Source organism: Xanthomonas sp. LF02-5 (assembly GCF_034105325.1).
GTDB lineage: Bacteria > Pseudomonadota > Gammaproteobacteria > Xanthomonadales > Xanthomonadaceae > Xanthomonas_A > Xanthomonas_A sontii.
Genome location: NZ_JAXGGF010000003.1, coordinates 72,479 through 93,920, shown reverse-complemented (window position 1 = coordinate 93,920; position 21,442 = coordinate 72,479). Strand labels below are relative to the sequence as shown.

General features: G+C 70.3%; 15 protein-coding genes. 8 read left to right on the top strand and 7 right to left on the bottom strand.

All coding sequences use genetic code 11. From position 1 onward, the window contains the following. Positions 1-4: 4 nt before the first annotated feature. Positions 5-3,139, bottom strand: coding sequence for a two-component regulator propeller domain-containing protein (locus SLW52_RS09545; protein ID WP_320740271.1), 3,135 nt, complete (start codon positions 3,137-3,139; stop codon positions 5-7). Positions 3,140-3,422: 283 nt separating this feature from the next. Between SLW52_RS09545 and SLW52_RS09540 the strand changes: the two genes are divergently transcribed. Together SLW52_RS09540 and SLW52_RS09535 are read left to right on the top strand one after the other, a co-directional pair. After that, a complete protein-coding gene (locus tag SLW52_RS09540; protein ID WP_017910914.1) occupies positions 3,423-4,061 on the top strand; it encodes a response regulator transcription factor in 639 nt (212 codons plus the stop codon). A gap of 94 nt (positions 4,062-4,155) precedes the next feature. Further along, complete coding sequence (locus SLW52_RS09535; RefSeq protein WP_010344517.1) at positions 4,156-4,506, top strand: DUF5713 family protein; 351 nt, start codon at positions 4,156-4,158, stop codon at positions 4,504-4,506. 163 nt (positions 4,507-4,669) lie between these two features. On the opposite strand, the gene SLW52_RS09530 is transcribed toward SLW52_RS09535, so the two are convergent. Beyond that, on the bottom strand, positions 4,670-7,315 hold the full coding sequence (locus tag SLW52_RS09530; RefSeq protein WP_320740272.1) for a PAS-domain containing protein: 2,646 nt from the start codon (positions 7,313-7,315) through the stop codon (positions 4,670-4,672). Between the two features lie 316 nt (positions 7,316-7,631). Next, positions 7,632-8,804 carry a porin gene (locus SLW52_RS09525; RefSeq protein WP_017917402.1) on the bottom strand — a complete coding sequence of 391 codons (1,173 nt, stop codon included), beginning with the start codon at positions 8,802-8,804 and terminating at the stop codon, positions 7,632-7,634. A 449-nt stretch (positions 8,805-9,253) separates the two neighbouring features. Between SLW52_RS09525 and SLW52_RS09520 the strand changes: the two genes are divergently transcribed. Further along, positions 9,254-10,618, top strand: coding sequence for a dicarboxylate/amino acid:cation symporter (locus tag SLW52_RS09520; protein ID WP_320740273.1), 1,365 nt, complete (start codon positions 9,254-9,256; stop codon positions 10,616-10,618). 148 nt (positions 10,619-10,766) lie between these two features. Beyond that, positions 10,767-13,052 carry an NADP-dependent malic enzyme gene (locus SLW52_RS09515; RefSeq protein ID WP_017910606.1) on the top strand — a complete coding sequence of 762 codons (2,286 nt, stop codon included), beginning with the start codon at positions 10,767-10,769 and terminating at the stop codon, positions 13,050-13,052. A 464-nt stretch (positions 13,053-13,516) separates the two neighbouring features. Here SLW52_RS09515 and SLW52_RS09510 read toward each other — a convergent pair whose 3' ends face one another. Then, positions 13,517-13,777 carry a helix-turn-helix transcriptional regulator gene (locus SLW52_RS09510; protein WP_225851569.1) on the bottom strand — a complete coding sequence of 87 codons (261 nt, stop codon included), beginning with the start codon at positions 13,775-13,777 and terminating at the stop codon, positions 13,517-13,519. Positions 13,778-13,957: 180 nt separating this feature from the next. On the opposite strand from SLW52_RS09510, the gene SLW52_RS09505 reads away from it, so the two are divergent. The 3 genes from SLW52_RS09505 to SLW52_RS09495 are packed head-to-tail and all read left to right on the top strand — an operon-like array spanning position 13,958 to position 16,614. After that, a complete protein-coding gene (locus tag SLW52_RS09505) occupies positions 13,958-14,155 on the top strand; it encodes a zinc-finger domain-containing protein (RefSeq protein WP_010344507.1) in 198 nt (65 codons plus the stop codon). A gap of 10 nt (positions 14,156-14,165) precedes the next feature. Further along, on the top strand, positions 14,166-15,278 hold the full coding sequence (locus tag SLW52_RS09500) for a glycosyltransferase (protein WP_043094811.1): 1,113 nt from the start codon (positions 14,166-14,168) through the stop codon (positions 15,276-15,278). Then, a complete protein-coding gene (locus SLW52_RS09495; protein WP_152235859.1) occupies positions 15,259-16,614 on the top strand; it encodes an O-antigen ligase in 1,356 nt (451 codons plus the stop codon). Before SLW52_RS09500 ends, SLW52_RS09495 begins: the two co-directional genes overlap by 20 nt. Positions 16,615-16,618: 4 nt before the next feature. Here SLW52_RS09495 and SLW52_RS09490 read toward each other — a convergent pair whose 3' ends face one another. Beyond that, positions 16,619-17,560: an LpxL/LpxP family Kdo(2)-lipid IV(A) lauroyl/palmitoleoyl acyltransferase gene (locus tag SLW52_RS09490; RefSeq protein WP_150409973.1), complete on the bottom strand. Its 942-nt coding sequence runs from the start codon at positions 17,558-17,560 to the stop codon at positions 16,619-16,621. A gap of 103 nt (positions 17,561-17,663) precedes the next feature. Here SLW52_RS09490 and waaA point away from each other — a divergent pair, with 103 nt between their 5' ends. Next, entirely contained in the window at positions 17,664-18,983 is a 1,320-nt protein-coding gene (gene waaA, locus SLW52_RS09485) for a lipid IV(A) 3-deoxy-D-manno-octulosonic acid transferase (protein WP_295938057.1), read from the top strand. Positions 18,984-19,285: 302 nt separating this feature from the next. Here waaA and SLW52_RS09480 read toward each other — a convergent pair whose 3' ends face one another. Together SLW52_RS09480 and SLW52_RS09475 are read right to left on the bottom strand one after the other, a co-directional pair. Continuing rightward, complete coding sequence (locus tag SLW52_RS09480) at positions 19,286-20,653, bottom strand: TolC family outer membrane protein (RefSeq protein WP_017911135.1); 1,368 nt, start codon at positions 20,651-20,653, stop codon at positions 19,286-19,288. A gap of 18 nt (positions 20,654-20,671) precedes the next feature. Continuing rightward, positions 20,672-21,331 (bottom strand): protein-L-isoaspartate O-methyltransferase, encoded by a 660-nt coding sequence (locus SLW52_RS09475; RefSeq protein WP_010344493.1) that lies wholly within the window; start codon positions 21,329-21,331, stop codon positions 20,672-20,674. Between the last annotated feature and the right edge of the window lie 111 nt (positions 21,332-21,442).

Below are 21,442 nucleotides of genomic sequence, written 5' to 3'. Positions count from 1 at the left end.
TCGCTCAGCGCGCGAAGCGCGGCTGGCGCCCGGGCGAGCACAGCACGCGTACGCTGTCGCCCAGTTCTTCCGGTGCGCCGCCGGCCAGCAGCGCGTGCAGGCGCGGCCGGTCCGGCGCCGCGCCCGGGGCCAGTCCCACCCAGGCGTCCTTGCCGGCGCCCTTGGCGGCGTAGAGGCAACGGTCGGCCAGGCCCACGCTCTGTTCCCAGTCGCCCAGCGCCGGCCACGCGGCGACGAACGGCCACGGGGCGAAGCCGATGGAGCAGGTCAGGGTCAGTTCGCGCTCGGCCAGCGCGAAGCGCTGCGTCGCCACCGCCGCACGCAGGCGTTCGGCCAGGTCGCTGGCGACGTCTTCGCGCGGCAGGCGGGTGACCAGCAGGAACTCCTCGCCGCCCCAGCGCACCAGCAGGTCGCGTTCGCCGCACAGTCCGCGCAGGCGATCGGCGCAGTGCACCAGCGCGCCGTCGCCGGCCTGGTGACCGTAGTCGTCGTTGATGCGCTTGAAGTTGTCCACGTCGATCATGAAGAAGTACAGCGCATCGGCGCTGCTGCCTTCGTCCAGCGCCGCCAGCAGGGCCGGGCATTCGCGCGCCAGCCAGTCCTGCAGCTCGCGGCGGTTGGCGACCTGGGTCAGCGGATCCAGGCGTGTGGCCGCCTGCAGGCGCGCATTGCTCTGCAGCAACTGCTGGTTGGCGCGTTCGAGCTGGCGGGTGCGCTCGGCCACGGTCAGGTTGAGCAGTTCCACCATGTCGCGCTCGCGGTTGACCGTGTGCCGCACCCGCTGCAGCGCCAGGCCGAGCAGCGCCAGGCCCAGCACGACGTAGCCGGCGTAGGCCAGCGGATGCCGCCACGGCGGCGGCAGCACCTCGATCTGCAGCCGCCGCGCGCCACCGAACTGGCCGTCGCGCCCGGCCGCTTCCACCACCAGCGTGTAGCGGTCCGGTGGCAGGTGGCTGACCGAGAAGTCGCTGTGCGCGGTCTGCGGGTATACCCAGCCCTTCTGCAGCCCGTCGACGCGGTAGCGCAGGCGCGCGGTGCCCGGGGCGGCGAAGTCGATCGCGGTCATGCCGATGGTGAACACGTTGTCGCGATGGTCCAGGGCGATGCGCTGCGCGTAGACCACGTCGTTCTCGGTCTGGTTCTCGCCGCCGTCGCGGTCCTCGCCGGCATTGAGGATGCGCAGGTCGGTGAGTACTGCGCGCGCCTGCGGGCTGCGCAGCGGCAGGCGCGTGGGATCGATCACGTCCACGCCCTGGGTGCCGCCGAAATACAGCAGGCCGTGCGCGTCGCGGTAGCCGCGGCCGCTGTTGTACTCCTGGTTCTGCAGGCCGTCGCGGCGGCCCAGGCTCTGCACGATGCGGGTGCGCGGATCCAGCACGCTCAGGCCATTGTTGGTGCTGAGCCACAGCCGCCCCTGCGGATCCGGCAGGATCGTGTAGATGACGTTGCTGCTGAGCCCCTCGCGGTCGCTGTAGCGCAGCGCCACGTCGCGCTTGAGGTCGATGCGGTACAGCCCGCCGGAGAAGGTGCCCACCCACAGCACGCCGTCGTGTTCGTACAGCGACCACACCGACGGGTACAGGGTGCTGCCGCGCGGGCGGTAGGGCTCGGCGGGACGGCCGCTGCGCATGCGCCACACGCCGCAGTCGTTGCAGCCGATCCACAGCGTGTCTTCGCTGTCGCGGTAGACCCGGGTCAGGGTGTGCCCGCTCAGGGGTGCCCAGCGCGGATCGTTGCGCACGCGCCCATCGACCACGCGGGTCAGGCCGCGGCGGGTGGCCACCCATAGCGTGTCGCCTTCCAGCAGCAGATCGTTGACGTGCTCGTCGGCCAGCCCGCCCAGGCGCCGCAATGTGCCGTTGCGATCCAGGCGCCACAGCCCCTGGCGCGTGCCCAGCCACCAGCCGTCGCGGTCGGCGGCGATGCTGCGGATCGCCTGGCTGGCCAGCCCGGGCACCAGCTGCCAGGCGGCACGGCTGCTGTCGCGCAGCAGCAGGCCCTGGTCGGTGCCGATCAGCATGCGCTCGCCGTCGCGCCAGATGCTGCGCACGCTGCTGCTGGGCCACGCATGGGTGTCGCTGACGCGCTCCTCGTCGTTGCGGATCACCGCCGACAACGGACGCACCCGGTACAGCCCGCCGGTGTAGGTGCCGATCCACCAGGTGCCGTCGGGCGCCTGGTAGAAACGGATGATGGCGCTGTTGGGCGGCATGTCGAAGCTCAGCCGCTGCGGCGCATGCTGCGCGCTGTCCAGTTGCGTCACCGTGGCATTGGTGGTGCCGACCAGCACGCGGCCGTCGTGCAGCCGGATCAGCGCGCTGAGGTCGCTGCCGCCGGTGGCCAACTGCGCTGGCGTCCAGTGCGCCAGCACCGCGCCCTGCGCATCGAGCTGGAACAGGCCGCCGCTCGCCGACGCCAGCCACAGCCCTTCCGGGCCGGACTGCAGGCCTACGCATTCGTCGATGCCGCGCGGTGCCGGCAGTTCCTCGCGCGCGTCGCGGCCCAGCCTCCACAGCCGGCATTGCCGGTCCAGTGCCACTGGTTGCTTGCCGTCCGGCATCCAGGTCAGGCCCACCACCGGCGCATCGCCGCCCAGCGGGCGCGCCCGCTGCAGGTCGGCCTCGACCCGGTCCATGCCGCGTTCGGTGCCCAGCCATGCGCCGCCCTGCGGATCGATCAGGATCTGGGTGACGCGGTTGTGCGACAGGCCCTGCTTCGCGTCGAGACGGTGGTGTTGCCAGGTGGCCAGCTCGATCACTTCCAGGCCGGCGTCGTTGGTGCCCAGCCACAGGCGGGTGCCGCGCGGCTCGAAGCCGATGCTGTCGATGCTGCTGCTGAGCAGGCTCTGCCGGCTGTCGCTGCCGAGTTCGCGCCGGTAGGCGCGGAACAGATGCCCGTCGAAGCGGTTCAGGCCTTCCTGCGTGCCGACCCACAGGAAGCCCTGGTCGTCGCTCTGCAGGGCGTTGATCGACAGCTGCGACAGGCCCTCGTCCAGGCCGAAGTGCTCCAGGCTGCTGGGCAGGTCGTCGTCGCTTGCGGTGGCGGCCGCGGACACGTCCGGCGCGAGCGCCAGGCACACGATGAGGCAGGACGCGGCCAGCGGCAGGCGGCCCAGCAGATTGGAGAACGAGACGATCACGCCGTGTTATCGGCCATGGTGGGGCCGGCCTTGAATGCGCGGCCGAGGACGCCTTGCTGCGCGCTGCGGAGCGCCAATGCGCGGCGTGGCGGTGTTGTGCGCGGCGTCCTGCACGAGTTTCTCCGCAGGCACCCGGCACGCCGGTCTCGGGCAACCCGCCGCCGCCCGATCGGGTCTCGCGCACTCGGCATCCAGCGGCCACGCACGTACACTGCGGGTCCTGCGCGTTGTCCGCGCCCACCCGACGCCGCGTTGCAGCGTCATGCCAGCCGCCTTCACGCCCATGGATGCCCCGACGATCCTGGTCGCCGACGACCACCCGCTGTTCCGCGCCGCCGTGCTGCACGCGTTGCGCCAGGCCTTGCCGCGCGCACTGGTGGTGGAGGCGGCCAGCGCTGGCACCCTGGACGCCGCGCTGGCCGCGCAGGCCGATGCCGACCTGATCCTGCTGGATCTGGCCATGCCCGGCGCGCGCGGCTTCTCGGCCCTGCTGCACGTGCGCGGCGAGCGCCCTGACGTGCCGGTGGTGGTGATTTCCTCCAACGACCATCCGCGGGTGATACGCCGCGCGCAGCAGTTCGGCGCGGCCGGCTTCATTCCCAAGTCCTCGCCGGCCGAGACCATCGGCATTGCGGTGGCGGCGGTGCTCGACGGCGGCACCTGGTTCCCACCGCTGACCGCGGCGCGGTCGGAGGCCGACGCGCAGCTGGCGGCGCGCCTGGCGCAACTGACCCCGCAGCAGTTCCGGGTGCTGCTGTGCCTGGCCGACGGTCTGCTCAACAAGCAGATCGCCTACGAACTGGGCCTGGCCGAGAACACCGTCAAGGTCCACGTGACCGCGATCCTGAAGAAGCTCGAATGCCACAGCCGCACCCAGGCCGCGGTGCTGGTGAAGGCGCTGGAGCCGGAAGGCGAGGCCTGAACCGGGCGCCGGCGGGGGGCGTTTTCTGCGGCGCCCGGATACGCGATGCTATGCGCCGATGCCCGCGCCCCCCGCGGGCGGAGACCACCGGACCATGCCCACCACGACCCTCCGCAACGAGCAGACCGCCCACTATCCGTTCCTGCAGGAGATGCTGGACGACGACTACTTCCCCCCGTCGCTGGTCGGCAAGGGACAGAAGATCCTGCTGCGGTTGTGCGAGGCGATCGAGGCGCAGGCACCGGCGGACCTGCCGGCGCTGTACCGGCTCACCCATGCCGCCACCGAAGAGTTCAACAAGCTGGCGTTGGAGTTCGAGGCCCACGACAGCGAGATCGAGACCGCCGCAAGCGAGAACATCGGCGTGGATTTCCTGCACATCGCCAAGGCCTATGGTTTCGAAGACGCCGACGTCGAGGAACTGATCGCGCCGCGCGAGTGGTAGAGGCATCGCTGCGCGCCCGTACCCTCACCCCAACCCCTCTCCCGGGGGGAGAGGGGCTAAGCGCTTCCCTTCTCCCTTCGGGAGAAGGTGCCCCGCAGGGGCGGATGAGGGTACGGCAGCCAAAGATCCACATTCCCCAAGCCTGATAAACCGCTCACACGCCTCACCCACGCCGCAGCAACATCTGCGTCATCAGTGCGCGCAGGGCTGGCGCGCGGACCGGTTTGGCCAGGAAGCCCCAGCCGCGTTCCTGCGCCAGGGTGCGCAGCGCCGGATCGGCTTCGGCGGTGACCAGGATCACCCGCGGCTCGGCCTGCCAGCGTGCGCACAGCTGCGCGAACAGGGTCGGGCCGTGGCAGTCGCCCATGCGCACGTCCAGCAATACCAGTTCCGGCGCCTGTGCCGGCTGCGCTGCGGCCAGCGCCTGGTCCGGGCCTGCGGCCAGTTCCACCTGGCAGGCCCAGCGCGTCAGCAGGGTCCGGCTGGCCTCGCAGACGCGCGGGTCGTCGTCGATGCACCAGACCCGGCAGCCATGCAGGATCGGGTCGTCGCCGTTGTCGCTGGCCATCGCCGCCGGCACCTGGCGTTGCGCCGCAGCGGCATCGCCCAGCGGCACGGTCACCGAGAACACGCTGCCGCGGCCCAACTGCGAGCGCAGGCCGATACGGTGGCCGAGCAGGCGGCCGATGCGCTCCACGATCGCCAGGCCGAGGCCGGCGCCGCGGTCGTTGGCGACGCCGTCGCCAAGCCGGCGGAATTCTTCGAAGATCTCCTGCTGCAGGGCGTCGGGAATACCCGGTCCCTGATCGTGCACTTCGATGCGCAGCTGCGCACCGTCGCGCCGGCAACCCAGCAGCACCCGTCCGCGCGGGGTGTAGCGCACCGCGTTGGAGAGGAAGTTCTGCAGGATGCGCCGCAGCAGGGTCGCGTCGCTGCGCACGGTGGCGCGGGTCGGTACGTAGTCCAGGCGCAGCCCACGGCCTTCGGCGACGATGCCGAACTCGCGTGCCAGGGTCTGCAGCAGCGGGTCCAGCGCCAGGTCCTGCACCTGCGTCTTCAACGTGCCCGCTTCCAGTCGCGAGATGTCCAACAGGCTGTTGAGGATCGCGTCCTGCGCCGCCAGCGCGTTGTCGACATGGTCGGCGATCTGCCGCGCATCGGCCTCGTGCAACTTGCCGCGCAGCGCCGAGACGAACATGCGCGCGGCGTTGAGCGGCTGCAGCAGGTCGTGCACCGCCGAGGCCACGAAGCGGGTCTTGTAGCGATTGGCGTTCTCGGCCTCGCGCTTGGCCTCGGCCAGGTCGTGGGTGCGTTCGGCGACGCGATGCTCCAGCGCGTCGGCCAGCGAGCGCAGTTCGCGCGCGGCGTTCTTGTAGCTGGTGATGTCGGCGTAGCTGGTCACGAAGCCGCCGTCGGGCAGCGGATTGCCGCGGATCTCCAGCACCGTGCCGTCGTCCTTCTCGCTCTCGCGCATGTGCGGACGGCCGCTGCGCAGGTGGTCCAGGCGGCGCTGGATCGCCGCTTCCACCGGGCCGGGGCCGAGCAGGCCGCGGCGCGCGTTGTAGCGGAACACATCCTCGATCGGGCGCCCGACCCGGATCAGTTCCGGCGGGAAGCGGAAGATCTCCAGATAGCGTGAATTCCACGCCACCAGGCGCAGTTGCGCATCGATGATCACCACGCCCTGCGGCAGGTGCTCCAGGCTGCGGCTGAGGCCGGTGTCGGCCTGCTGCGCGGCCTGCACGATGCCGTCCTGGGCGGTGCGCAGCTCCTGCGCATGCTGCTGCAGCAAGGCCTCCAGTTCGCGCCGGCTGCGCTGGCGCAGCCGCGCCAGGCGCTGGCGCTGCTGGAACAGCAGGCCCAGGAACGACAGCGCCAGCCAGATGCCGGCCGCGGCCAGCGCGGCGGCGCGGCCGGCCGCGCGGCTGCCGCCGACGTCGTGCAGCAGGTGCAGGCGCCAGCCGCCTTCCGGCAGCGCCATGCTCTGCCACAGCAGCGGCGCCGGCTGCGCCGGCATGTCGATGCGCATCACCTGGCCGCCGTCGTCCAGCGTCTCCAGCACCCGCCGTCGCGCCGGCAGCAGCGTCTGCTGCGCGTACTGGCGGGTGGCCAGCAATTCGTCGCGCTCGTGCGCGCTGAGCGGTTGCAACTGGCGATAGCGCCAGACGTCGCGGCTGGACAGGAACACCACGCCATGGCCGTCGCTGACCAGCACTACGTCGGGCACGCGCAGCCATTCGTGCTCCAGTGCAGCCAGTTCGATCTTGATCACGATCACCCCGAGCGGGCGCCCGCGTGCGTCGAGGATCGCCTGCGAGAGGAAGTAGCCGGGCACGCCGGTGGTCATGCCGATGCCGTAGAAGCGGCCCTTGCCCTGCGCCAATGCCTGCTTCACATACGGGCGGAAGCTGTAGTCGGCGCCGACGTTGCTGCTGGCCAGGCGCCAGTTGCTGGCGGCCAGGGCCACGCCGTTGGCGTCGATCAGGGTCAGGGTCGAGGAGCGGGTGACGTCGTTGGCGCGCTCCAGCTTCAGGTTCAACTGCTGCTGGGTAGCCGCGTCCAGCGGATGGGTCAGGGCGTCGCGCAGTTCCGGATCCAGCGACAGCACCTGCGGCAGGGTACGGTAGCGGTCGATGCGCTGCTGCAGCGTCTGCGCATACAGCTCCAGCTGTTGCCGCAGTTGCACGCTCTCGGCGCGCAACGCGCGCTGTTCGGCGACGTGCTGCGCCGACAGCATCGCCAGCACCATGCCGCCGACGATGACGACCAGCAGCAGGATCAGGCGACGATGGCGCAGGAGCGAGGGCATGCGGAAGAACGCGGCGACCGGGACCGCATCAGCTTAGAGGGTGCGCTGCCGTTTGCGGCATGCGGCGGAGATGGCGGGCGTCGCGGACCGCCAACGAGCCGAAACCGCCGGCAGGTGCAACGGCGATCGCATCAGGGAACGTCGCCGGTGTCGTCTTGCGGATGTGCCGCGAACACGCTGTGGACGCCGAGGCCGCATCACCCAAGGGGCCTTGGCATCGCCGACGCCCCTCCTGCGGCTCGCTGCGCAGCCTTTGCGGCTGGCGCAGCGGGGTGCACGCCGGCCGATCGCCTCGGATCGGCCGACGTGCGCTGGCTCAGAACTGGACCTGGGCGCGGACGTCCAGCGAGTTCGGCTTGACGTGCACGCCGGCGCGTTCGGCATCGGCGCGCACGTAGTTGACCTGGAACTTGAAGTGGCTGGTCAGGTACCAGTTGGCGCCGAAGGTCCAGTCGTGCTGGCGGCCGCCGAGCACCGTGCCGTCGTCCAGGTCCAGGCGGCTGTAGCGCGCCAGCAGCTCGACCGCGCCGTAGGCGTTGGCCGGCTTGATGTTGCCGACGTTGCCGGCGCTGTACGGCCGCGATTCGCCGGTCAGCACGTAGCTGGCGAACACGTACTGGCCGTCGGCGGTGTAGTCGGGGCGGCCGTTGTCGCGGGTCACGTCGGCGCGCAGCGCCTCGCCCTGCATCGAGAACGGTCCCTTGATCCAGATCGCCTCCAGGCCGGTGCGGCGCACCTGGTCGACGTCGACCAGCGTGCCCGAATCGATCAGGCGCACGTCGGTCAGGCCAGCTTCCGGACGCGCACGGAAGCGCGCGCGCGGGCTGAAGCTCACGTCCAAGCCGTTGTGGTAGCCGCGCGGATTCTCCTGCGAGTACGCCAGGCCCAGGTGCAGCACGTCGCCGTCGGCCTTGAACGGGGTCCACACGCCGCGCACCGCCTGGGTGGTGCCGGGGTTGTCGCCCTGCAGGTCCTTGCCGCCGTAGGCGCCGGCCTGCAGCAGGTATTGCGGACGCTCGAAGGTCCACTCCACGCCGGTACGGCGGCCCTGGTAGATGGCCTGCACCGGCAGCGCCACTTCCATGAAGCTGTCCGCGCGCGAGCTGGTCACGCCTTCCAGGCCCACCGGCACCTTGATGTAGCCCAGGCGCACCTTGCCGTAGTCGGCGCCGAACAGGGCCTTGGTCTCGAAGCGGAAGAACACGTCCAGCCACAGCTTGGACTGGAAGTCGAAGTACACCATCGCGTCGTACACGCCCTTCTTCTTCAGCGTCGCGCCGAACTCCTTGCGCCGGAACGCGTTGTCGTCCTCCAGGCGACCGTCGTCGTTGGAGAAGTTGTTCCAGTCGTAGGCGTAGTTGCCGGTCACGGCCAGTTCGGTGCCGTCGTTGAAGGCGACCTTGGTCGGCCAGTCGTCGAAACCGTTGGCGGCGACGGCGGGAGCGGCGGCGGTCAGGCCCAGCGCAGCGAAGAGGAGAGTGTGGCGCATGATGGAGTCGTCTCGGTAAGGAATGAAGGCGCGGCAGTCCCCGGCCGGGCTGGTGGTGCCATGGATGGCGCAGGCAGTGCGGCGGTGGACCGCACGCGAACCGCGAGGCCGCTGCGACGCGGACACGGTGCCGGACGTGATGCCCCCTGCATGCAATAGCGGACGCGCCCGGCCGTTCTTTACGGCGATGTTGCAGTCCTGCGGCGCCGTCTCCCCCTGAAGACGTGCGCTGCGATGGCGGCCACGCCGCCATCGGCCGCGAGGGGCGGCGTCTGCGTGCGGCGTTGCGTCAGCCCTTCCGTGAGCCTGCCGCGCCACTGTAACCGCGTCGACACGGCGCGGTGCCGGGCCTAGTACCAATAGGTTATCTGCTTATACGCTGGCGACGCGTACAAAGGCAGCATTCCGCGACCCGCGTCGGGTGGGCGGACCGTCCCGGAGCGCCTTCGATGCATATCTCAACTTCCCCGGCCAGCCCTGCGCCGCGGCCGGTGCCGTTCTACCGGCATACCTACGTCCAGGTGCTGGTGGCCATCGTCATCGGTGCCTTGCTCGGCCATCTGGAGCCGCAGTTCGCCACGCAGCTCAAGCCGCTGGCCGATGCCTTCATCAAGCTGGTGAAGATGATCATCGCGCCGGTGATCTTCCTGACCATCGTCACCGGCATCGCCGGCATGACGCACCTGAAGACGGTGGGCCGGGTGTTCGGCAAGGCGATGGTGTACTTCCTGTTCTTCTCCACCCTGGCGCTGGTGGTGGGGATGATCGTCGCGCACGTGGTGCAGCCCGGCGCGGGCATGGACGTCAACCTGGCCACGCTGGACCAGAGCAAGGTCGCCAGCTACGTGCAGAAGTCGCACGACCTGACCCTGGTCGGCTTCCTGATGGACATCATCCCCAACTCGCTGCTCGGCGCGTTCACCGGCGACCAGGTGGTCAACGGCAAGCTGGTCGGGACCAACGTGCTGCAGGTGCTGTTCGTCGCCGTGCTGTTCGGCGTGTCGCTGGCGATGGTCGGCGAGCGCGGCAAGCCGGTCCTGAACTTCCTGGAGGCGTTGATCGCGCCGGTGTTCAAGCTGGTGCACATCCTGATGAAGGCCGCGCCGATCGGCGCGCTGGGCGCGATCGCCTACACCATCGGCGAGCACGGCCTGCACTCGCTGGTGCAGTTGGCCTGGCTGGTCGGTTCGTTTTACGTCACCTCGCTGCTGTTCGTGGTGGTGATCCTCGGCGCCGTCGCCTATCTGTGCGGCTTCTCGATCTTCAAGCTGATCCGCTACCTCAAGACGGAACTGTTGCTGGTGCTGGGCACGTCCTCGTCCGAATCGGCGCTGCCGTCGCTGATGGAGAAGATGGAGCGCGCCGGGTGCGAGAAGTCGGTGGTCGGCCTGGTGGTGCCCACCGGTTACTCGTTCAACCTCGACGGCACCAACATCTACATGACGCTCGCGGCGCTGTTCATTGCGCAGGCCACCAACACCGAACTCACTCTGGGCCATCAGATCACGCTGCTGCTGGTGGCGATGCTCAGCTCCAAGGGCGCGGCCGGTGTGACCGGCGCCGGCTTCATCACCCTGGCGGCGACGCTGGCGGTGGTGCCGGAAGTGCCGGTCGCCGGCATGGCGTTGATCCTGGGCGTGGACCGCTTCATGAGCGAATGCCGCTCGCTGACCAACTTCATGGGCAATGCGGTGGCCACCGTGGTGGTCTCGCGCTGGGAGAATGCGCTGGATCGCGACCGCCTGCGCCTGGCGCTGGATGGCGAGGCCGTGCCGCTGCCGGCGGTGGCGGCCGAACCGCTCGCCACGCGCTGATCCCTTGCATCACACCACGCGCCGGCCTTGCCGGCGCGTTGCTTTTTTCCTGCCCCCAAGGCCGTGGCGACAGCCGCCAGACAGGACCGCTCCTGCGGCTGGGGGTAGAATTCCGGGCCTCCGCGCCTTTCGACAAAAGAAGCCCTCGATGTCAAACGACGATTTCAAACAGGCCGCCCTCGACTATCACCGCCAGCAGCCGCCGGGCAAGATCAAGGTCTCCGCGACCAAGCCCATGCTGACCCAGCGCGATCTCTCCCTGGCCTATTCGCCGGGCGTCGCCTTCGCCTGCGAGGCCATCGTCGCCGATCCGAAACAGGCCAGCGAACTGACCGCGCGCGGCAACCTGGTGGCGGTGATCAGCAACGGCACCGCGGTGCTGGGCCTGGGCAACATCGGCCCGCTGGCGTCCAAGCCGGTGATGGAAGGCAAGGGCGTGCTGTTCCAGAAGTTCGCCGGCATCGACGTGTTCGACATCGAGATCAACGAGAACGACCCGGACAAGCTGGTCGACATCATCGCCAGCCTCGAGCCGACCTTCGGCGGCATCAACCTGGAAGACATCAAGGCGCCGGAGTGCTTCATCGTCGAGCGCAAGCTGCGCGAGCGCATGAACATCCCGGTGTTCCACGACGACCAGCACGGCACCGCGATCATCGTCGGCGCGGCCGTGCTCAATGCGCTGGTGGTCACCGGCAAGAAGATCGAAGAGGTCAAGCTGGCCACCACCGGCATGGGCGCGGCCGGCATCTCCTGCGTCAACATGCTGGTCTCGCTGGGCCTGAAGCCGGAGAACATCCTGGCCCTGGATCGCGACGGCGTGATCCACACCGGCCGCACCGACCTGGACCCGGACAAGGCGCGCTACGCCCGCGATACCGACAAGCGCACCCTGGCCGAGATCGTCGAGGGCGCGGACATCTTCCTCGGCCTGTCGGCCGCCGGCATCCTCAAGCCGGAGATGGTGGCGACGATGGCGCCGCAGCCGGTGATCTTCGCCCTGGCCAATCCGAATCCGGAGATCACGCCGGAGGCAGCCAAGGCGGTGCGTCCGGACGCGATCATCGGCACCGGCCGTTCGGACTATCCGAACCAGATCAACAACGTGCTGTGCTTCCCCTACCTGTTCCGTGGCGCCATCGACGTCGGCGCCACCGGCATCAACGAGGAAATGAAGATCGCCTGCGTCAAGGCGATCGCGGCGATGGCGCGGCGCGAGGCCTCCGACCTCGGCGCGGCCTACGGCGGCGAGACGCCGAGCTTCGGTCCCGACTACCTGATCCCGCGGCCGCTGGATCCGCGCCTGCTGGTCGAGCTGTCCTCGGCGGTGGCGCAGGCGGCGATGGATTCGGGCGTGGCCACGCGGCCGATCGCCGACATGGCCGCCTACCGCGACAAGCTCAGCCAGTTCGTCTACCGCACCAGCCTGATGATGAAGCCGGTGTACGACCGCGCCCGCGCCGACAAGCAGCGCGTGGTCTATGCCGAGGGCGAAGAGGAAGTGGTGCTGCGCGCGGTGCAGAGCGTGATCGACGAGGGCCTGGCGTTCCCGATTCTGATCGGCCGCCCGGACGTGATCGAGGCGCGCATTCAGCGCCTGGGCCTGCGCATCACTGCCGGTGTGGATTTCGAGATCACCAACATCCACGACGATCCGCGCTTCAACGACTACTGGCAGTACTACCACGCGCTCACCGAGCGCCGCGGCGTCACCGTCACCGCGGCCAAGGAACTGATGCGCTCGCGGCCGACGCTGATCGCCGCGGTGATGGTCGCGCGCGGCGAAGCCGATGCGCTGCTCACCGGCGTGGTCGGCCGCTTCCACAAGAAGCTCGGCTACGCACGCAGTGTGATTCCGCTGGAGCCGCGGGTCAGTTCGACCTCGGCGATGACCGGCGTGATCAACCAGCAGGGCGCGTTCTTCTTCGTCGACACCCACGTGCAGGAAGACCCGAGCGTGGAACAGATCGTCGAAGCCACGCTGCAGGCCGCCTATCGCCTGAAGCTGTTCGGCATCGAGCCGAACATCGCGCTGCTGTCGCACTCCAACTTCGGCAGCCACGATTCGCGCGACGCGCTGAAGATGCGGCAGGTGCGCGAGGCGCTGCTCAAGCGCAAGCCCGAGCTCAACATCGACGGAGAGATGCAGGGCGATACCGCGTGGGACGAGGCGCTGCGCAAGCAGATCATGCCCAACAGCACGCTGAAGGGCCGCGCCAACCTGTTCGTGCTGCCGAACCTGGAAGCGGCCAACATCGCCTACAACCTGGTGCGCGTGTTCACCGACGGTGTGGCGATCGGCCCGATCCTGATGGGCATTTCCAAGGCGGTGCACATCCTCACCACCAGCGCCACTTCGCGCCGGGTGATGAACATGACCGCGATCGCCGCGGTCGACGCGCAGATCCGCAAGCAGCTCGAAGCGGAAAAATAAGCCTCTACGCGGCTTCCAGCCCGCACCGGCCCGCATGACTGTGGTGCCGGTGCGGCTGCACGTGCTGCAGCGGCGCTTCCGGCGTGCGCACACGGCACGGCTGGCAGCACGGCTGCCACCCTCATGTCTTCAGGAGATCCGCTCGCGCGCTGCGCGCGCCTCACGTGCAGTCGTGCGCGAGGCCGTGCCTGAGCGCGCGATGTCGCCGCAGACGGAATGAGTGGCAGGGGAGGCGGCCGCGGTTGCGCCAGAGGCAGTGAGGGAGTGACGCTGCAGCGGCACGCGTGCCGCAACCGCTGCGTCGGATCGCGGCGAGATCAGCGAAAGGGCGGGGCTGGAAGCGGTTTCATATCGGGGCGACAGCAAGTGTCGCGGTGCGAGTCGCGTCTTCACGCGCAGCCGGCACCTGGGCGGCGCGGGGTCGAGCCGGGCACGGGGACGGCGCCAGTGGCGCCGCGCCGCGCTCAGGCCATGCGCTTGCCCACCGGCAACGGCAGGCTGTCGCTGTCGGTCTGGTTCAGCTTGGACGGCTTGCCGGTCAGCAGCACATACGCATCGACGCCGGTAAGTTCGGCGATCTTCAGCAAATGCCGAGCATTGGGGACCGAACGGTTGTTCTCCCAATGACCCAGGGTGCTATGCGCCACGCCCAGCAAGGCGGCAAGCTCGCGCAGTGTGAAACCGGCATTTCGCCGCGCCTGCATCAAACGCACACCTATATCCACGAGACACCTCAAAGCGGCATGTCGGCGCCGCGTGATGCCAGCATAGTGGTGCGTTGGTTCCGTATCAAGCGAACCGGAAAGGCGCGTGAAAGGACCGCCTGGGGCCGCCGCCGCGCACCGCGCCCGTGGCGGGACGGGCTGCTAGAATCGCCTGTCCCTTTTTGCCGTGTCCCCACCGCCATGAGCCATACCGCCACCGCGCCCGCCAATGCCCAGACGCGCTACGAGGTGCGCCGCGCCGACCTGCCGCTGAGCTGCCCGACCCCGGAAATGGCGCTGTGGAACTCGCATCCGCGGGTCTACCTGCCGATCGAGGACGAGCCGGGCCTGGAAGCCAAGTGCCCGTACTGCGGCGCGGTCTTCGTGCTGGTCGACTGATCCGGGTTCGATGCACCGCCTGACCGTGGTGCAGCTGCTGCCGGCGCTGGAGTCCGGCGGCGTCGAGCGGTCCACCCTGGAAATCGCCCAGGCCCTGGTCGAGGCCGGGCATCGCGCCGTGGTCGTGTCGGCCGGCGGCCGGCTGCTGCCGGCGCTGGCCGCCACCGGCGCCGAACACATCGCCCTGGACATCGGCCGCAAGTCCTTGCTGACCCTGCGCCACGTGCCGGCGCTGCGGCGCCTGTTCGCGCGCGAGCGCGCCGACATCGTGCACGCGCGCTCGCGGTTGCCGGCCTGGCTGGGCTGGCGCGCGCTGCAGGGCATGCCGGCGGCGCAGCGTCCGCGCCTGGTCACCACCGTGCATGGGCTCAACTCGCCGAGCCGCTACAGCGCGGTGATGACCCGCGGCGAGCGGGTCATCTGCGTGTCCGAGACCGTGCGCGACTACGTGCTGCAGCACTATCCGCAGACCGATCCGGCGCGCCTGCGGGTGGTGCCGCGCGGCATCGATCCGGCGCAGTTCCCGCGCCGTCCCTGGCCCGATGCGCAGGCGCGGGCCTGGGCCGTCAGCCAGGCGCCGGCGTTGGCCGGGGATGGGCCGCTGCTGTTGCTGCCGGGGCGCGGCACCCGCCTGAAGGGCCACGCCGACGCGCTGCGCCTGCTGGCGGCGCTGCGCGGCGAGGGACGCGACGCGCGGCTGTGGCTGCCGGGCGCGCGCGAGGCCGGGCGCGAGGCCTACATCCGCGAACTGGAAGCCGAGGCGGCGACCCTCGGCGTGGCCGACGCGGTGGCGTTCACGCCGCCGACCGCACGCATCGCCGACGCCTACGCCGCCAGCGACCTGGTGCTGCAGCTGTCGCGCAAGCCCGAGGCGTTCGGTCGCACCGTGGTCGAGGCGCTGGCGGTCGGGCGGCCGGTGCTGGGCTGGGCGCATGGCGGGGTCGGCGAATTGCTGGCGCAGCTGCAGCCCGCCGGCGCAGTGGCGACCTTCGACGCCGTGGCCTTGCTGGCGGCCGCGCGCGCACTGCTGGCACAACCGCCGGCGCCGCCGGCCACGCTTCCCTATACGCTGCAGGCGATGCAGCGCAGCACCCTGGCGATCTATGACGAACTCCGGCCCTGACGGTTCCCTGTCCGCTTCTGCCTTGCCCGAAGTCCGCGAACGCTGGGCGCCGGTGTGGGTGCTGGTGTTCGTCGCGCTGTGGCCTGCGCCGGGCCTGGCCGCCGGGGTGCTGGCGCTGGGCGCCCTGGTCACCCTGGCGCGCCTGCTGCACAGCCGCTTCCGCGGCGGCGCGCGCCTGCTCAGCGGCCCGGCCTGGGCGCTGACCACGCTGCTGTTCCTCACCTACTGGCTGCCGCAGCCGCTGTCGGCGCTGGGCGCGGTGGACGTGCCGCTGGCACTGCGCGAATCGGCGGTGGACCTGCGTTTCCTGCCGTTCCTGTGGCTGGTGGCGATGGCGGTGGCGACGCCGCGCGGTCGCCGCACCACCTTCAACGGCCTGGCGGTGATCGCCGCGATCTGGACCCTGGATGCGCTGGCGCAGGCGTTGTGCGGCACCAGCCCGCTGTTCTGGTCGCTGGACCAGCTGAAGTGGGCGATCAGCCACCACGGCCTGTGCACGCCGCAGGAGATCGCCCTGGCTGATCGCCTCAGCGGCGTGTTCGGCCCGTGCAACCTGAAGTTCGGCCAGGTGCTGGCCAGTGTGTCGCCGTTCCTGCTGTGGCTGGCCGCGCGCCGCGGCGGTGCCTGGGGCTGGCTGATCGCGGCAGGGGCGGTCGGCGTGGTGCTGGTGCTGGCGGGATCGCGCGCGTCGTGGATCACCTTCGCGGTGCTGCTGGTGCTGTCGGGCTGGCGCCTGCTCGGCGCGCGCAAGCTGCTGGCGCTGGGCGTGGCCGCGCTGCTGGGCGCCGGTGTGCTCGGCGTGGTGTCGCCGCAGGTGCACGACCGCTTCGAGCGCACCGCGCGCGCACTCAGCGGGCATCCGGCCGACCTCAACGCGGCGCTGACCGGGCGTGCGCAGATCTGGAGCGCGGCCTGGTGCATGATCCGCCAGCACCCGATCAACGGCGTCGGCGTGCGCGGCTTCCGCGAGGCCTACGTCGGGTGCGACCCGGATCCGAGCCATGCCGGGGAATGGGGGCGCGAGCCGGCCTTTCATGCCCACCAGATCGTGCTCGAGGTGCTCGCCGAGACCGGCGTGATCGGCCTGCTGCTGTGGCTGGCCGGTGCCGCGCAGGCTTGGCGCGCGTGGCGCTACGCCTCGGCGCAGGCGCGCGAGCGGGCGCGCCCGGCGATGCAGGCGCTGCTGATCACGGTGTTCCCGTTCAATACCCACCTGGCGTTCTATTCGTCGTTCTGGGGCGGGCTGACCATGCTGCTGATCGGCCTGTACGCCGGCGCCCTGCTGGCGAACGACCCCGAACCGGGCGAGCGCGCCGACGCCGCGACGCCTGGGTGAGCGCTCAGCCGCGCTCGTAGAAGTCGCTGCGGCCGCCGGGCTGGCGCTTGAAGCGGCGGTGGATCCACAGATACTGCGCCGGCGCTTCGCGCACCATCGCCTCGATGGCGGCGTTGACCCGCGCGGTGTCGGCGACCATGTCCTCCGACGGGAAGTCCTGCAGCGGCGGCGCGATGCGCAGCACGTAGTCGGCGCCTTCGCGGCGGTGGAAGTACGGCACCACCGCGCAGCCGGTCAGCCGCGCCAGTTGGTGGGTGGCGGTGATGGTGGCCGCAGGCATGCCGAAGAACGGCACGAACACCGTGTCCTTGCCGCGCATGTCCTGGTCCGGCGCGTACCACAGGAAACCGCCGCGCTTAAGATGGCGCACGCTGCCGCGCAGGTCCTCGTTGGCGAACATCGCGGTGGCGTAGCGCAGGCGGCCGCGCTTGACCGCCCATTCGAACACCGGATTGCGGTGGCGCCGGTACATGCCGGCCAGCGGCACGTACTGGCACAGCAGCCGGCCGCAGATCTCCAGGGTCATGAAGTGGCCCGACACCAGCAGCACGCCGCGGCCCTGCGCCTGCAAGGCCTGCAGGTGTTCCAGCCCCTCGATGCGGGTGCGCCGGCGGATCGCGCCGATGCCGCCCCACCAGGCGCGGGCGAATTCGAACACGCCCACGCCCAGCGCATCGAAGCTGTCGCGCAGCAGGCGTTCGCGCCAGGCATCGCTCTGCTCCGGGAAGCACAGCTTCAGGTTCACCTCGGCGGCGTGGCGGCGGGTGCCGGCCAGGCGCAGCGCCAGCCAGCCGATGCCGCGACCCAGGGCGCGCTGCAACAGCCAGGGCAGGCGCGCGGCGATCACCGCCAAGCCGAGCAGCAGCCAGGTGGGCCAGTGGCGGGGCGAGCGTGGCGGCGGTGCGGCCTGGGTGGCGGACGCGGGCGGAGTGGGGGCGGCAGACATGCGCCAAGTTTAGCCGGGCGCGCGCACGACCGCGTCGGCGTGCGCTGCGGCGCGCGTGGCGATCGTCTGCCGCCGCCTGCTTGCAACCGGCTATGCTGTCCGGATGCGCAACGATTTCATCGAGCGGCTGCTGCGCGGCCTGTACTCGGCCGTGCTCTATCTGCTGCTGCCGGTCACCGTCTATCACCTGGTCTGGCGCGGTTTCCGCGTGCGCCAGTACTTCCAGCGCTGGGACGAGCGCTACGCCTCGTATTCGCAGGCGCGCGGGCGGCCGCGGGTGTGGCTGCATGCGGTCTCGGTGGGCGAGGTCAACGTCGCCGCGCCGGTGGTCAATGCGCTGCGCGCGCAGCGCCCGGACATCCGCTGGGTGATCACCACCATCACCCCGACCGGTTCGGAGCGGGTGCGCGCGCTGTGGGGAGATGCGCTCGATCATGTGTATCTGCCCTACGACGTGCCCGGCAGCGTCGGCCGTTTCCTGCAGCACTTCCGCCCCAGCCTGGCGCTGATCCTGGAAACCGAGCTGTGGCCGAACATGCTGTTCGGCTGCCGCGACCGCGGCATTCCCGTGTACGTGCTCAATGCGCGGCTGTCGGCGCGTTCGTTGCGCGGCTATCGGCTGCTGCGGCCGTTGATCGGGCGTGCGCTGCGCACCGTCACCTGCGTGGCGGCGCAGTCGCAGGAGGATGCCGAGCGCTTCGTCGCGCTCGGCGCGCGTGCCGAGCAGGTGCGCGCGTTGGGCAACCTGAAGTTCGACATCGCCGCGCCTGCGCACTTGTCGGAGGTCGTCGCGGCGTTCCGCGAGCGCGTGCCGGCGGCGCGTCCGGTGTGGATCGCCGCCAGCACCCACGACGGCGAGGAGGCGGCGGTGATCGAGATGCACCGGCAGCTGCGCCGGCAGTGGCCGGACCTGCTGCTGCTGTGGGCACCGCGGCATCCGGAGCGCTTCGCCAAGGTCGAGGCGCTGGCGCGCGACCAGGGCTGGCGTGTGGCCACGCGCCGCCAGCAGCAGTGGCCGGGCACCGAGGATGCGGTGTTCGTGATCGATACGCTGGGCGAGCTGATGGGGTTCTATGCGTGTGCCCAGGTGGCCTTCGTCGGCGGCAGCTTGCAACCGATCGGCGGGCACAACCTGCTGGAGCCGGCGGCGGTCGGCACGCCGTCGGTGACCGGCCCGCACCTGCATAATTTTTCCGAGATTTCGCGGCGCATGCGCGAAGCCGGCGCGGTGGCCATCTGCGAGGATGCCGGCGCCGTGTGCGCGGCGCTGCAGTCCCTGCTGGGCGACGCGGAGGCGCGCAAGCAGATGGCCGAGGCCGGCTGCGCGCTGGTCGCCAACGGCCGCGGCGCGCTGCAGCGGACCCTGCAACTGATCGCGCCGCACCTGCCGCCGCTGGCGGGCGATGCGGGCGTGGAGGACTGACGCGTCGTAGAGGCGCGCGGGCATATCCGTCGCAGCGGATATCGCCATGACGGGCTGTTCATGGGAAGTCCCGTCGCGGCTGAAGCCGCTCCTGAAGCTCCTGCGAATGATATGCGTCGTTACTCGAGGTGCCCTGCAAGTCGCGACGCATGGCACTCGCCATCCCTCTCATCCCATCGCGCAGCGCGTCGGGACTGAAGTCCCTCCCACAGGAGGCTGCCGCAATTCGCTCCACGCCTCCACAAACAAAAACGGCGGACCCGAAGGCCCGCCGTTTCGGCGGCAAGCGCGTGTGCGTGCGCTTATTGCGTGCTGTTGGCGGAGTTGAGCTTGGATTCGGCGCTCTGGGTCAGCAGCGCGTTGATCGACTGTACCTCGGCCACGTCCAGCGAGCCGAGCGCCTGGCTCAGCAGCAGACGGTTCTGCAGGAAGTTGTAGCGCGCCTGCGCGTAGGCCAGCTGCGCCTGGTACAGGGTGCGCTGGTTCTGCACCACGTCCAGCACGGTGCGGGTGCCCACTTCCAGGCCGACCTGCGAGGCATCGAACGCGGCCTGCGCCGAGACCACCGCCAGGCGCCGCGCCTCGATTTCGCTGATCCCGGCCACCACCGTCTGGTAGGCGTTGCGGGTGTTGCGGTCGAGCGCGCGCTTCTGCAGTTCGTAGGTGTCCTGAGCGATGTCGCGCTGCGCCAGCGCCTGGCGCACGCCGGACTGGGTGGCGCCGCCGGCGAAGATCGGGATGTTCAAGGTCAGGCCGATGGTGTTGCTGTCGGCGCGCGGGGTGCTGCCGCTGCCGGAGACGCTGTTGCCCCAGTTCGCATCGCGGCCGGCGCTGGCCGACAGGCTCAGCGTCGGCAGGTGCCCGGCGCGTGCCGCCGAGACGCTGGCCTCGGCCGCCTGCACCTGGTACTGATAGGACCGCAGCGACGGGTTCTTGTCCAGCGCCGAGGCGATCAGGCTGTCGATGTCGCCGCCGGTGGCCGGCAGCTGCGGACGGAAATCCTCCGGCAGGCCGCGCAGGTCGCGCACCGGCTGGCCGGTGATCTGGGTCAGCGCCTGGTACAGGTCCTGCAGCGAGTTGCGCGCATTGATCGTGTCGGCGCGGGCCTGGTCGTACTCGGCGCGGGCTTCGTGCACGTCGGTGATCGGCGCCAGGCCCACTTCCAGGCGCTTGTCGGCATAGTCGAACTGCTTCTTGGCGGCGGCTTCGTTGGTCTCGGCGGCGACCAGCGATTCGATCGCCACCAGCACGTTGAAGTAGGCCGCCGAGGTGCGCACGATCAGGTCGTCGTTGGCCGAATCCAGGGTGTAGTCGGCGGCCAGGCTGCGCGCCTTCTGCGCGCGCAGGTTGGAGAACTGGGCGAAGTTGACCAGGGTCTGCTGGCCCTGCACGGCGTAGCTGCGGCTCTTGCCGGTGCCGGCCAGTTCGCCGCCGCCGCGCTCGACTTCGCTATGGTTGCGCTGCAGCGACGCACTGCCGTTGATCTGCGGCAGCAGGGCGGCGCGCGCCTGCACTTCGCCTTCCTTGTCGTACAGCCGGGTCGATTCCGCGGAGGCCAACTGCGGGTCGCTGTTGCGGGCCATTTCGTAGACTTGCAGCAGGTCCGTGGCGTTGGCGGCCAACGGAAACAGCGCGGCGGCCAGCGCCAGGACGAGGGATCGGCGGATCATTGCGGCTTCCTTGATGGATCAGAATGTGAACTGGGGGACTGGCGCTGCGCCTCGCAGGTAGTACGCCAGGTCGGTTTCGAACAGCGATTCCGTGCGCGGCGCGCCCGCTTCGGCATGCACCAGCACCGCTTCCATGACCGGCGCGCGGCCGCGGATCGCGAACAGGCGGCCGCCGGGGCGCAGCCAGGCCAGGAACTGGGCCGGGATCTCGGTGACCGCGGCGGTGACGCAGACCACGTCGAAGCGGCGCTCGCTGTTCCAGGCGAAGGCGTCGGCGGTCTCGATGCGGACGTTGCTGCCCAGGCCGGCGGCGTCCAGGTTGGCGCGCGCAGCGGCGGCCAGGGCCGGCTCGATCTCCAGGCTGACCACTTCGCGGCCGAGCTCGCCCAGGCAGGCGCTGACGAAGCCGCTGCCGGTGCCGATCTCCAGCACGTCCTCGCCCGGCTGCAGGTCCAGGGCCTGCAGCATGCGGCCTTCGATGACCGGCTTCATCATGAACTGGCCGTGGCCCAGCGGAATCTCCAGGTCGGCGTAGGCCACGGCGCGGTGGGCCGGCGGCACGAAGGTCTCGCGCGGCAGCCGCGACAGCACGTCGAGCACGCGCAGGTCCAGCACGTCCCAGGGACGGACCTGCTGTTCCACCATCTTTTCGCGGGCTTGGGAGTAGTCGATCGTCATTTCGGGCATCCAACGCGGAGGGCCGGGCATTTTAGCCGGCACGGAGGCCGGGCGTATGCCGCAGCATCGCCGCCGGACGGTCCGGCGCGCAGTGCCGGAAGTCATCGGCCG

Excerpts from the sequence above, each read along its gene's own strand:
- SLW52_RS09530 (WP_320740272.1), bottom strand. The coding sequence starts at position 7,315 with ATGCCCTCGCTCCTGCGCCATCGTCGCCTGATCCTGCTGCTGGTCGTC.
- SLW52_RS09490 (WP_150409973.1), bottom strand. The coding sequence starts at position 17,560 with ATGTCTGCCGCCCCCACTCCGCCCGCGTCCGCCACCCAGGCCGCACCG.
- waaA (WP_295938057.1), top strand. The coding sequence starts at position 17,664 with ATGCGCAACGATTTCATCGAGCGGCTGCTGCGCGGCCTGTACTCGGCC.
- SLW52_RS09500 (WP_043094811.1), top strand. The coding sequence starts at position 14,166 with ATGCACCGCCTGACCGTGGTGCAGCTGCTGCCGGCGCTGGAGTCCGGC.
- SLW52_RS09520 (WP_320740273.1), top strand. The coding sequence starts at position 9,254 with ATGCATATCTCAACTTCCCCGGCCAGCCCTGCGCCGCGGCCGGTGCCG.
- SLW52_RS09540 (WP_017910914.1), top strand. The coding sequence starts at position 3,423 with ATGGATGCCCCGACGATCCTGGTCGCCGACGACCACCCGCTGTTCCGC.
- SLW52_RS09495 (WP_152235859.1), top strand. The coding sequence starts at position 15,259 with ATGACGAACTCCGGCCCTGACGGTTCCCTGTCCGCTTCTGCCTTGCCC.
- SLW52_RS09515 (WP_017910606.1), top strand. The coding sequence starts at position 10,767 with ATGTCAAACGACGATTTCAAACAGGCCGCCCTCGACTATCACCGCCAG.
- SLW52_RS09505 (WP_010344507.1), top strand. The coding sequence starts at position 13,958 with ATGAGCCATACCGCCACCGCGCCCGCCAATGCCCAGACGCGCTACGAG.
- SLW52_RS09475 (WP_010344493.1), bottom strand. The coding sequence starts at position 21,331 with ATGACGATCGACTACTCCCAAGCCCGCGAAAAGATGGTGGAACAGCAG.
- SLW52_RS09525 (WP_017917402.1), bottom strand. The coding sequence starts at position 8,804 with ATGCGCCACACTCTCCTCTTCGCTGCGCTGGGCCTGACCGCCGCCGCT.
- SLW52_RS09480 (WP_017911135.1), bottom strand. The coding sequence starts at position 20,653 with ATGATCCGCCGATCCCTCGTCCTGGCGCTGGCCGCCGCGCTGTTTCCG.
- SLW52_RS09535 (WP_010344517.1), top strand. The coding sequence starts at position 4,156 with ATGCCCACCACGACCCTCCGCAACGAGCAGACCGCCCACTATCCGTTC.